The organism is Streptomyces sp. NPDC055189, assembly GCF_053606765.1.
This window is the reverse complement of record NZ_JBSGSG010000024.1, coordinates 55,689-67,002: the sequence shown is the minus strand read 5'-3', so window position 1 is coordinate 67,002 and position 11,314 is coordinate 55,689. Positions and strand designations below refer to the sequence as shown.

General features: G+C 70.2%; 12 protein-coding genes. 8 read left to right on the top strand and 4 right to left on the bottom strand.

Annotated elements, in window-relative coordinates:
• Positions 1-14 precede the first annotated feature (14 nt).
• From ACWFR3_RS19575 to ACWFR3_RS19565, 3 genes are read right to left on the bottom strand one after another with little or no spacing between them, the layout of a single operon-like run.
• The gene (locus ACWFR3_RS19575) at positions 15-2,072 is read right to left on the bottom strand and encodes a glycoside hydrolase (protein WP_453735854.1); all 2,058 of its coding nucleotides are present in this window, start codon (positions 2,070-2,072) and stop codon (positions 15-17) included.
• A gap of 33 nt (positions 2,073-2,105) precedes the next feature.
• Positions 2,106-3,359: an FAD-dependent oxidoreductase gene (locus ACWFR3_RS19570; RefSeq protein WP_453735853.1), complete on the bottom strand. Its 1,254-nt coding sequence runs from the start codon at positions 3,357-3,359 to the stop codon at positions 2,106-2,108.
• Positions 3,356-4,753 (bottom strand): MFS transporter, encoded by a 1,398-nt coding sequence (locus ACWFR3_RS19565; protein ID WP_453735852.1) that lies wholly within the window; start codon positions 4,751-4,753, stop codon positions 3,356-3,358. The genes ACWFR3_RS19570 and ACWFR3_RS19565 overlap by 4 nt, the downstream gene beginning before the upstream one ends.
• A gap of 202 nt (positions 4,754-4,955) precedes the next feature.
• On the opposite strand from ACWFR3_RS19565, the gene ACWFR3_RS19560 reads away from it, so the two are divergent.
• The 8 genes from ACWFR3_RS19560 to ACWFR3_RS19525 all read left to right on the top strand — a co-directional run bounded on the left by ACWFR3_RS19560 (position 4,956) and on the right by ACWFR3_RS19525 (position 10,103).
• Positions 4,956-5,588: a TetR/AcrR family transcriptional regulator gene (locus tag ACWFR3_RS19560; protein WP_453735851.1), complete on the top strand. Its 633-nt coding sequence runs from the start codon at positions 4,956-4,958 to the stop codon at positions 5,586-5,588.
• 237 nt (positions 5,589-5,825) lie between these two features.
• Positions 5,826-6,194 (top strand): VOC family protein, encoded by a 369-nt coding sequence (locus ACWFR3_RS19555; RefSeq protein WP_453735850.1) that lies wholly within the window; start codon positions 5,826-5,828, stop codon positions 6,192-6,194.
• 20 nt (positions 6,195-6,214) lie between these two features.
• Entirely contained in the window at positions 6,215-6,409 is a 195-nt protein-coding gene (locus tag ACWFR3_RS19550) for a hypothetical protein (RefSeq protein WP_453735849.1), read from the top strand.
• Positions 6,406-6,867 (top strand): monovalent cation/H+ antiporter complex subunit F, encoded by a 462-nt coding sequence (locus ACWFR3_RS19545; protein WP_453735848.1) that lies wholly within the window; start codon positions 6,406-6,408, stop codon positions 6,865-6,867. Before ACWFR3_RS19550 ends, ACWFR3_RS19545 begins: the two co-directional genes overlap by 4 nt.
• 68 nt (positions 6,868-6,935) lie before the next feature.
• Entirely contained in the window at positions 6,936-7,208 is a 273-nt protein-coding gene (locus ACWFR3_RS19540) for a Na(+)/H(+) antiporter subunit B (RefSeq protein ID WP_453735847.1), read from the top strand.
• Positions 7,205-7,996: an MnhB domain-containing protein gene (locus ACWFR3_RS19535; protein WP_453735846.1), complete on the top strand. Its 792-nt coding sequence runs from the start codon at positions 7,205-7,207 to the stop codon at positions 7,994-7,996. The genes ACWFR3_RS19540 and ACWFR3_RS19535 overlap by 4 nt, the downstream gene beginning before the upstream one ends.
• Complete coding sequence (locus tag ACWFR3_RS19530; protein WP_453735845.1) at positions 7,996-8,343, top strand: sodium:proton antiporter; 348 nt, start codon at positions 7,996-7,998, stop codon at positions 8,341-8,343. The genes ACWFR3_RS19535 and ACWFR3_RS19530 overlap by 1 nt, the downstream gene beginning before the upstream one ends.
• On the top strand, positions 8,340-10,103 hold the full coding sequence (locus ACWFR3_RS19525; RefSeq protein WP_453735844.1) for a complex I subunit 5 family protein: 1,764 nt from the start codon (positions 8,340-8,342) through the stop codon (positions 10,101-10,103). The genes ACWFR3_RS19530 and ACWFR3_RS19525 overlap by 4 nt, the downstream gene beginning before the upstream one ends.
• A 196-nt stretch (positions 10,104-10,299) precedes the next feature.
• Here the strand turns inward: ACWFR3_RS19525 and ACWFR3_RS19520 are convergent, their stop codons facing one another.
• Entirely contained in the window at positions 10,300-11,253 is a 954-nt protein-coding gene (locus ACWFR3_RS19520) for an endonuclease/exonuclease/phosphatase family protein (RefSeq protein ID WP_453735843.1), read from the bottom strand.
• Positions 11,254-11,314 lie beyond the last annotated feature (61 nt).

Here is an 11,314-nt window from a genome sequence, read left to right as displayed (position 1 = left end):
AGGTTCAGAAGCGGTCAGGACAGCTTCGCGGGGCATAGGCGCTCGGCCTTCCCCGCGCCCTTGAGCTTGGCGTCCACGCACCCGCCCGGTAGCGAGCCGTGCCTCTTCTTACCGAAGTTGGCGGTTACGGTCAGCTTTCCGTTGCCGAACTCCGAGCGCTGCACCGTTCCGTCTTCGGTGAGCCGCTGGTAGTCCGTCATACGCTCCGTGCCGACGGCCTTGTGCAGAGGTGCGAAGTAGCGCTGGAGCGCCGCCATCTCCTTGCCCGTGGACGTCAGGTTGTTGTCCCCGAGCGTGAAGTTGAGCGGGGTGTTGTAGAGGGCGGACATCAACGCCCGGTCCGTCTTCTGGTCCGGGAGCTTGTTGTACGGCAGTTCCCAGCGGTCTGTGTTGATGACGGAGTCGTGAAGGGCGGCCTCGTACAGGGGGACGCGGTAGCGCGGGTCGTACATCGCCTTCGCGAGCGCGGACGGCAGCTTGACCTGCTTGAAGAAGGTCGCGGGCGCGCCCTGCGGCACATAGCCGCCCCACTTCTCCTTGTCGTTCTCCAGCTTCCACAAGCCGTCGGCGACCGGTGTCTGGCCGCCGTGGTCGAAGGTGAGCACGGGGGCGGCCCAGGCGCCGGAGGACTCGGAGCCGAGTACGAGCTTGTCGTCGGACGCGAGCTTTCGCATGCGCTCCAGGCGGTTGGCGCGGTCCTGTTTCATGTTCATGCGGTGGCCCTTGCTGCTGTCGCTGAACAGCTCGCCCGCCGCGTCGACATCCAGGAAGTAGCTCTCGGCGCCGTTGGCCGTCATCTGCTTCGCCCGGTCGTCCAGGTAGTGCTTGCCGGGCTCGGCCTGCTTGAAAGCTTGGGAGCTGAGGTAGCAGCCCCGGCCGCCGAAGCCTTCCTTGATCTCCCCCTTCCAGTTCCGTATGCAGAAGTCCGGGTAGACCGAGCCGGGCCACTTCGAGGAGGGGTTGTCTGCGCTCCCGGAGGGCTGGCCGTTGGCGTAGGAGTCGTACGGGCCGACCAGGTAGCCGTTTCGCTTCGCCGCCCGCACGGCTTGCTTGTCCATCGGCTGGTCGTCTGCGTCGTAACCGAGCCAGAGTCGTGAGACGCCGAGCTTGTGCAGTTCGTTCACGCCCTTCGCGGTACGGGCGTTGCCCCACACGTAGGCGTGCACGGCCCCGAGCATGCGCGTGATCTCGGGGTTCTCCTGGATCTTCTGCTTCAACGAGCGCAGCGTGCCGCGTTGGTCGAGGTACGCGCGGTAGTCGGTGGCTGAGGAGACGGGGGAGGAGTCCGTGAGGGAGAAGTGCACCGTGTAGTCGCGGGTCTGCTCGCGCCGCGAGAACTCGTGCCGGGCCGTGGAGCCGATCCGGCCGTCGTTCGAGGCGAAGCCCAGTGAAGTGCCGACCTCCTCCGGAACGATGTAACTGACGCCGTGCTTGCCCTGTGTGTAGCCCCAGGCGGGGAGGGTGAGGCCGCCCGAGAGCTCGGCCTCGGAGTCCTTGAGGCCGGCTTCGCCCGAGTTCCAGAAGGTGTCCTTGACCGGGACGCGCAAACCCTCGCCGCGCGGTATCTGTAGCGCCGCGCCGGCGCTGGGCGCGGTACTCGGCCAGGACAGGTTCTGGTCGGCGTCGGAGCGCACCGTCATGCGCAGCCGGCCGTGATCGCTCGCCGCCGTGACGGTGAGCTTCTTGCCGGGGTAAGACCAGTGGGCCGTGTTGCCGACCACGGTCACCTTGCCCGGCTTGCCGAGCCGCTGTCCCGCCGCGCCGGACACCGGGAGCGAGGCCCCGTCGTCGGTGCGCCCCGTGACGCGCAACGACCCGGTGTCCACGCGCGCGACACCGCCCCGCACGGTGAAGTCCACTGCGCTGTCGTGCAGTTGGGGCGGACCGGCCGTCGCACTGTCGTCCGCCGGAGGCTCGGCCATGGCCAGGTACCCGGCCGACGCCGTGGTGACGGTCAGCACGACAGCCGCGGCGATGCCGTACGTTCGGATGCGGCGCCGACGCGTCGCGCCCGCGACGTCACCGTGCCGTGCCTTGTGTGTCTGACTGCTGTTGCTCTTCGCGTGATCCACGGGGAGAGCATCGGGGCTGAGCGTAAGAAGTTCTTAAGAGTTCTGCGGAACCGGCGCGAACTCAGGCAGCGGCGTGAGGGCCGAATGCGCCGGACGCCCCTCCGCGGATGGCCCGGAAGGCATGGCGCTCAGATTGCGCAGCATGGCGTTGCGCTGCTCCAGGGCCCGGGCGGTGGTCGGGAAGAGCGCGGCATCACCCTTGCCGACCTGCTCCTGGTTCACGGTCACGAAGTCACGGGTGTCGTGTTCGTAAGCGGCGAAGCCAGCCGCGTGGTCCCGGTCGGCCAGTGAACCGGCGAGCATGTACGCGCCGACGAGCGCGAGGCTTGAACCCTGCCCCGTGAGGAACGAGGGCGCGTACGCGGCGTCGCCCACCAGCGCGACCCGGCCGCTCGACCAGCGTGGCATGCGGATCTGGCTGACCCCGTCGAAGAACAGGTCGTCCGCGTCGCGCATGGCGGCGAGCATGCCCGGGATCTCCCAGCCCCCGCCGGCGAAGACCGCGGAGATTAGGTCCCGTTGGGCTTCCGGGGTCCGGAACGCGTCGTAAGGCGGCTCCGGACGGGCGAAGTTGAGGAAGGCGTGCACGTCGTCGCTGTCTCCCACGGCGTAGAGCGCCGCGGCCCTGCCCGGGATGTTCCACATCATGAGCTCGTCGGAGAGGCCGAAAGTGTTGCGCATGGTGAATCCGGCGAAGCAGTAGCCGAGGTACCGGTGGAACTGCTCTTCGGGGCCGAACAGGAACTCGCGGGTACGGGAGTGCAGACCGTCCGCACCGAAGACCATGTCGAACGTACGGCTGCCGCCCCCGCGGAAGGTGACATCGACCCCGTGGCCGGACGACTGGTCGAGGGTGTCGATGCAGTCGTCGAACAGGAACTCCACGTCGTCACGGACCGCCGAGTAGAGAGCGTCGGTCAGGTCTCCGCGCCGCACTTCGATGTCGTGTCCCGCGACGCCGCCGGTGACGGTGTGCGGGTTGACCGAGGCGACCTTGCCGCCGTCCGCGTCGAGGAACGTGAGTCGACGCAGGTCGATGTGCGCGTCCCGAAGACGCGGCAGGATGCCCATCTTCCGTACGACCTCAAGTGCGGTGCCGCGTACGTCGATGGGGTAGCCGCCGCCACGAAGTGCGCTCGCCTTTTCCACCACCGTGACGGCGAATCCATAGCGGTTGAGCCAGTACGCGAGGGCGGGACCCGCGATGCTGGCCCCGGATATCAGTGCCGTGCGCCTCGGTGTCGTACCGATGTCCCTCAACAGGCCGGTGCGGGTGGTGCGGGTCATTCCTTGACTCCTTTGTTCATGGTGCGGGCGACGAGCAGGGACAGCGCCGCGACGGCGGCGGCTATGACGAAACCGGTGACGAACGCCGATTCGGCCGGGACGTCCGACCCGGCCGGGGTCGCGGCGGTGAGGAGTGCGCCGCTGGCCTGCGAACCCACGGCGAAGCCGAGTACGCGGGTCACCAGGACCAGGCTGGTGGCGATGCCGGTGTCGCTCTCGTCGACGGACGTGGCGGTGTTCGTCACCATCGCCGTGACGCACAGGCCGTTGGCGAGCGCGATCAGCATCTTGCCGATGACGAGATGCCAGACCTCGGTGTGTACGGCCGCCAGGCCGATCAGTCCGGCGACCATGATGACGATCCCGGCGGTGACCACGGCACGCGATCCGAAACGCCGCGCCCCGATCCCGCCGATCGGCCCGGCGAGCGACGCTGCCACGGCGCCGGGCAGCAGGAAGAAACCGATCTCGGTCGCGCTGGCCCCGAATCCGTACTCACCGGCGGGCACATCGAACAACTGCGGGACGAGGTAGACCGGCACCGAGGTGCCGACGCAGATCGTGAACGTCAGCACACATGACTTCCACACCGCGGGCCGGGCCAGCATGCGCAGATCGACCATCGGCGAGGCCGCGCGACGCTCGACGGCCGTCCATCCGGTCACGAAGGCCGCGAGGACCACGATGAGGGCGCCGAACACGACCGGCTGTGAAGCGAGTTCGGGTGCGAGGGCGAGCACGAGCATGAGCGTGACCAGCGTTCCGCTCAGGAGGACGAGGCCGGGCCAGTCGATCCCCGCGTCGCCCGGCCGGTTGGGCGGATCATGCGGCATCAGCCTGTTCACGAGAACGGTAGCCCCGATGACCGCGAACGTCGGCAGCGCGAACATCCAGTGCCGGGAAAGGCTCTCCGCCACGGGCCCGGCCGACAGCGTCCCCGCCATCCCGCCCCCGACGAACAACCCGCTGACGGTGCCGATGGCCACCTTCGACTCGCCCGCGGGGAGGTGTTTGCGCACCAGGATGAACGACAGGGGCAGCGCGCCCACCATCGCTCCCTGCAGTACCTGACCGAGCAGCAGCACCGGCAGGTTCGGCGCCAGGGAGGACACCAGGCCGCCGGTCGAGACCACCGCCATCAGCCGGATCAGGACCCGTTTTCCGCCGTAGCGGTCGCCGAACTTGCCTGCGACCGGGGTGATGAGCGCGCCGGTGATGAGGAGCACGATGCTGAGTAACGCCCCTTCGGCCGGACTCATGTCCAACTCGCGTTGCAGGAGCGGGAGCGTCGGCGTCACCACCGACTCCAGGGCGCCGGTGGCCAGTGCCAGCATGCCGAGGGCCCAGATCGCGGCCCTCCCGATGCGGACCGGCGGAGCCAGAGTTGTGGTCATGGACGTACGTCCTTCCGTCATTGCCGGGCCGGTGAGCCGCGGCCGGGCCGGTGAGCCGCGGCCAGTGAGTCGGGCCGGTGATCCGGGGTCAGTAAGCAGGGCGAGCAAGCCGGGCGAGCAAGGGGGCGGGCGGTCGCCACCCGCTGAGCCAGTATTACACTACACCGTGCAGTGTAGGCCGAGGCGTGGCTAAGATGTGCCCATGCCGACCACGAAGACCCTGCGCGAGGGATCCGCACAAAAGCGCGCCGCCATCCTTGCGGCGGCCCGGGAACTGTTCCTCGCCGACGGCTTCGACCGGACAAGCGTCGACGCGGTCGCCGCCCGGGCCGAGGTGTCCAAGCGGACGGTCTACGACTACTTCGGCGACAAACAGACGCTGCTGCAGGCAGTCGTCGACGCCGTCGGCGATTCGATGATCACGAAGATCCGGCGCACTCTCGACGACACCCTCACCGGCCTCACCGAGGACGCCGGCCTCGAGGACGCCCTGGTCACGTTCTCGATGCGCATCGCGACCGACATGCTCGGCTCGGCGGAGTACGCGACGCTGCAACGACTGGTCCGGGCGGAATCCGGCAACCTGCCGCACCGGGACTACAACTCCATGGCCGACGCCCCCGACGAGGCGATCGCCGAGCGGTTCGCCGCCTTCGCCGAGGCCGGACTGCTCCACGTTCCCGACCCCCGACTCGCGGCGGACCAGTTCATCGCGCTGACCTTCGGTGTCGCGCTGGACAGGCTCGGGTCCGCGAATGCCACGGAGGACAGCCGCGTGCGGCCACTCGTCGTCGAGGGAGTGCGGACCTTCCTGCGCGCATACCGGCCCCGGTAGGTGCCCGCAGGCCCAAGGACGTCTCGGCCCGGTCCCGACACGCAGGCACGGCGGCATGGGGCCGCTGAAGAGGGAGTTCGTGGAAGAGTGCGTTTCCGTCAGTCGCCTGTGCAGGCCCTGAAGCGGCTTTGACGCGTTGCCTCGGATTCCGCGGCGGCACCGCCGTGTGCGAGCCCCGCGCCGGGGTACCCAGAGCCGCCGAGAGAACGTGTCGCAGACGTGGACTAGGAGAACGCCATGCCCGTAGCCGCATATTGTCTCGTCGCTGTGGACTGTCCTGATCCCGCTGCCCTGGCCGGCTTCTACGCCGCGCTCCTCGGGGGCGACCTCAAGCAGGACAGCGAGGACTGGTACGACCTGCACGCGCCGGGCGGCCACCGCATCGCCTTCCAGCGGGCCGAGAACCACCGGCCGCCCCAGTGGCCCCGCGGAGATGACTCCCAGCAACTGCACCTCGACTTCGAGGTCACTGACATGGGAGCGGCCGAGTCGCTCGCGCTGTCACTGGGCGCCGTGCCCCTTGACCTCGACGACCAGGACGGACAGCGCGGCTTCCGCGTCTATGCCGACCCGGCGGGCCACCCGTTCTGTCTGTGCCGCGCCTGACGCGCTGCCCGTCGTACGACATGGGGAACACATGGTGGCGCGGCGGGCTCCGGTCCGCCGCCGCTGAGCTCCTGTGCTGGTGGGCCGCTCTTGTCGCGCTGTGGATCGTGCTGATCGGTGGCGTCGACGTACTGGAGGTGGCCGTCGGGGTCAGCTGCGGCCTTGCGGGGGCGTCGGCCGCCACGGCGGCCCGGCGTGCGGCGGGCTCCGAGTGAACGCCTGGCTCTGGTGCGGGGCCGCGCTCCTCGGCCTCGGGCTGCCCGTGGTGATCTGGGGTGTCGCGTCCGGGCCGCTGGGCCGCAGAGTGCTTGCGCAGAACGCGGGCAGCACCGTGGTCGCCCTCGCCTTCCTCTTGATCGCCCAGGGCTACGGGCGGCCCTCGTACGTCGATCTCTCCCTCGTCCTGTCATTGCTCGGCCCCGTGGGCACCCTCGTGTGTGTCCGGCTGCTGGCCGACGACCTTTCGGCGGGCAGTCCGCGCGGAGCCACGGCGGTGACCGCTCTCAGCGTCGCCGCCTCGCTGGCGGTGACCGTCGCCGTCTGTGCGGCGACGGACTTCGGCAGGCCGATGGCGAAGCTCGTCCTCATCGGGGCCCTGGTGGCCGTCGGCAACGTGATCGCCTCGCGGGCCCTGTCCGTAGGCGTGGTGGACGAAGCGGACGCGACGCGATGAGCGACGCGGACCGGACTCACAGGCGGACTCACAGCAAGTCATCACAGCGGACTCAGAGGTGAAGCGTTTTGGGCAACGATCTGATCATCTCCCTGTGCCTCGTGCTGGTGGCCGCGTCGGCGACGGTGGCGGTCGCGGTGCGTGAACCGGCGCGGCAGGCGCTCGTCCTCGCGGTGCTCGGTCTTGCCCTGGCCGCACTCTTCACGGTCCTGCAGGCACCGGACGTGGCGCTGTCCCAACTCGCCGTCGGATCCGTCATCACGCCGCTGATGATCCTGCTGTCCGTCCGCAAGGTCAGACGCCGTGCGCACCCGGCCGCCGATGACGGGGCGAAGCAGTGAACATCCGGACGCGGCGGTGGGTGTTGGGCCTCGGGGCGATCGGCCTCGCGGCGCTGTTCGTCGCCGCGTTCCTGCGTCTGCCGCGCTTCGGGAGCGCCCTGCATCCCTACGGAGACCGTGCGACCGACGCGGCCCTCGCCCGGCACACCTCGAACGTGGTCGCGTCGATCAACTTCGACCTGCGCGCCTTCGACACCCTCGGCGAGGAGTCCATCCTGTTCGCGGCCGTCCTCGGCACCGTCGTCCTGCTCCGGCAGACCCGTGACGAGGACCGGGTGCCGCCGCGATCCGCCGCCGTCGACCCCGGGGTCCGGCGCTACGCGCTCTTCGCGCTGCCCATCGTCCTGGTGGTCGGTCTCTACGTGGTGGCACACGGTCAGCTGAGTCCGGGCGGTGGCTTCCAGGGCGGCGTCATCGTGGCCACCGCCGTGCACCTTCTCTACGTCGGGGTGGACTACCGGGCCCTCGAACGGATCCGCCCGGTGTCCCTTTACGCGGTGGGTGACGCGATCGGCGAGGCCGCCTACCTGCTCGTCGGCGTGGCCGGACTGATCGGCGGCTCCGCCTTCCTGGCCAACCTGCTGCCGTACGGAACGTTCAACACCCTCTCGTCGGGCGGCACCGTGCCCCTGCTGAATCTGGCGGTCGGCATCGAAGTGGCCTGCGCGGTGGTCGTGTTGATGTCCTGCTTCCTCGACCAGGCCGTGGAGATCACCGAGGCTCCGAACGGCGGGAAAAACGCCGGGGAGAACGCCGCGAAGAACACGGGAAAGGCGGACGCGGAGTGATGCACGCATTCCCGTACCTCATCGCGGGATGGATTTTCCTCGTCGGCTGCTACGGGCTTGCCACGAGCCGCCACCTGGTGCACGCCGTCGGCTGCCTGGCCGTCTGCCAGTCCGCCACGTACGTCCTGCTCCTTGCCGTCGGCTACCGCGACGGCGGCACGGCGCCGGTCCACTCCGACCTGACCCCGCACTCCCGACCCCTGGTCGACCCCGTGGTGCAGGCGCTCACGCTCACCGACGTCGTCGTGGGAGCGACCGTCACCGCCCTGCTCCTGGCCCTCGTCATCCAGGTGTCCAAACGCCACGGCACCGCCGACCCCGACGAACTCTCCGAGCTGCGCGGATGAGTCAACTGCTGCCCCTGGTCGTGGTCCTGCCCCTCCTCGGCGCCGCCCTGCTCGTCGCGGTCGGCCGGCTGCTGCCGCGTATCGCCGCCGACGGCATCGCCGCCGCGGTGGCCGTCGCGACAACCGCGCTCGCCGTCCTGCTCCTCGCCCACTCGTCGCCGGACGCCGTCGAGTGGGTCGGCGGCTGGGAGCCCGGCGGCGACGGGAAGAGCGTGGGCATCGTCCTGGTCGGTGACGCACCCGGCACCGGGCTCGCCGCACTCGTCTCCCTGCTGACCGTGTCCGTACTCGCCTACTCCTGGCGCTACTTCGACGAAGTGCCGCAGGGACGCGCGGGAGCCTTCCCCGCCCTGGTGCTCCTCTTCCAAGCGGGCATGTGCGGCTTCGCGCTGACGGGCGACCTCTTCAACGCCTTCGTCTTCTTCGAGCTGATGAGCGTCGTCGCCTACGCCCTGACCGGCTACCGGGTGGAGGAACCCAAGGCCGTGCAGGGCGCGCTCACCTTCGGCGTCGTCAACTCTCTGGGCGCGTACGCGACGCTGATGGGGATCGCGATGCTGTATGCCCGCACCGGCGAGCTGGGCATGCGGCAGATCGGCGACGCGCTGCGGGCCACAGGCCCTCCGGACGCACTCGTCCTGGGTGCGTTTGTCCTGGTGATGACCGGGCTGCTCGTGAAGGCCGCGGCCGTCCCCTTCCATTTCTGGCTGCCGGACGCGCACGCCGTGGCACCGACCCCGGTCTGCATGCTGCTGTCCGGCGTCATGGTCGAACTCGGTGTCTACGGCGTCTGGCGCGTGTACACCGTCGTCTTCGCCGGGGCGGGCGGGCTGCCCGCCGCCGACTTCACCCGCAGCCTCGTGGTCCTGGGGACCGCCACGGCGCTGCTCGGCGCACTGATGTGCTGGCGGCAGCGCCACCTCAAGCGCATGCTCGCCTACTCGACGATCGCCCACACGGGACTCTTCCTCGTGGGAATCGGCCTGCTGCGGCCCGAGTCGACCGCCGGAGTCGCCCTCTACGTGCTGGGCCACGCGGGCACCAAGGCCGCGCTGTTCGCGTGCACCGGCATCCTGCTCGACCGCTACGGCAGCGTGGACGAACGTGAACTGCACGGCCGGGGACGGGAGTTGCCTGTCGTGGCCGTTCTCTACGGCATGGCCGCGTTCGCCCTGACCGGCCTGCCGCCCTTCGGTACGGCCCTGGGCAAGGGGGTGGCCGAGGAGGCATCCGGCGCCGCCACGCTGCTCTTCCTCGTCGTGTCGGTCGTCACGGGCGCGGCCGTGATGCGCGCGGGGGCGCGAGTGTTCCTGGGCGCGGGTCCGCGGCCCGACCGCTCGTCCTCGCCCGATTCGACGTCCGGCGACGAGGAGCCCGAGACGCGCGAGCCGCTGGGGCGGCGGGTCCCGTTGCCGATGGTGGCCGTGCCGGCGGCGCTCATCGCGGGCACGCTGGCCGTGGGGCTCGTCCCCGCCCTGGCGGCCGGAGCGGGCAGGGCCTTCGCCGGTCCGCACGCCCCCGCGCCGCACTGGACGCCCGCCGCTCTGCTCACCGGTGCCCTTGCCACGGCATGCGCGGCAGGGTGTGCCGCCCTCGCCTTGCGGCGGGCCGCGCCGGGGAAACCGTCCGTCTGGACGGCGACCCTGCTCCGTCTGCATTCGGGGCACATCGGGGACTACGTCGCCTGGTTGGTCCTCGGAACGGCCGTACTGGGCGCGTTGGCGTTGCCGGGCGTTCTCGGCGCCGATCTCCTGCCCTGAGAAGTCCGGTCTCCTGCCCTGAGAAATCGGGGCCCTTCGACCTGTTAGAGAACTCCGAAGCGGGGCACGGAAGGAAAGCTGCCCGGCGAGGCCAGGCGCACCTACGGTACGGACGGGAAGAGGGGAAACCACATCATGCGGACCATGAGGCGGATGCGGCGCGTGCTGTACGGAGCTGTGACCCGGCCGATGACGTTCAGTAGGGGCCGGACCAGCTGATTCCCGCCGCCACCGGCAGGTGATCGCTGCCGGTGGCGGGCAGCACCCAAGAACTCTCCGGCTCCACACCCCTGACCAGGATCTGGTCGATCCGCGCCACCGGGAACCGGGCCGGCCAGCTGAAGCCGAAGCCGTCCCCGGCGGCGTCCTGGGCCGAGCGCAACTGCGCGGTGACACCGGCGAACGCGCGGTCGTCCATGGTGCCGTTCAGGTCGCCGAGCAGCACCACCCGTTCGCTCCGATCGGCGGCGACGGCCTCGGCGAGCGTCTTCGCGCCCGCGTCGCGCTGCCCCGTCGAAAGGCCCGCCCGCGGATTCACGCGCACGGACCCCAGGTGGGCCACGTACACCGCCAGCGGCCCGTGGTCCGTGGCCACGGTGGTGCGCAGCGCCCTGGTCGGGTTCATCCGGACGTCGACCGGCCGGGTGTCCGACAGCGGCCGCTTGCTCCACAGTCCGACCGTGCCCCGCACCGCGTGGTGCGGGTACGTCTTCGCCAGCTCTTTCTCGTACGTGCCTCTGGCCTGCTCGGTCAGCTCTTCCAGGGCCAGTACGTCCGCTCCGGATGCGGCCAGGTCGCGGGCGGTGCCTGCCGGGTCGGGGTTGTCGGCGCCGACGTTGTGGGTCGCCACGGTGAGGTCGCTGTCCGGGCGGGACTTGTCGCCGAGCAGCCCGCCGAAGAGGTTCAGCCACACCACGGCGGGCAGCAGCAGCGCGGCCACCGCGGCGGCGGAGCGGCGCCAGAGCGCGGCGGCAAGGAGCACCGGGACGAACAGGCCGAACCACGGCAGGAAGGTCTCCACCAGGCTGCCGAGGTTCTTGGGCCGGTCGGGGATCTTCCGGTGCAGCAGCATGAGCAGGCCGAGCAGCAGCGCGAGGACCGCGAGCACCGGGCCGCGCTTCCAGGGAGCCAAACCCTTCCAGGAGCCCAAGCCCTTCCCAGGGGCCAGCCCCTTCCGGGAGGAGCCCAGCCCCTCCCGTGGCTCCGGCCGG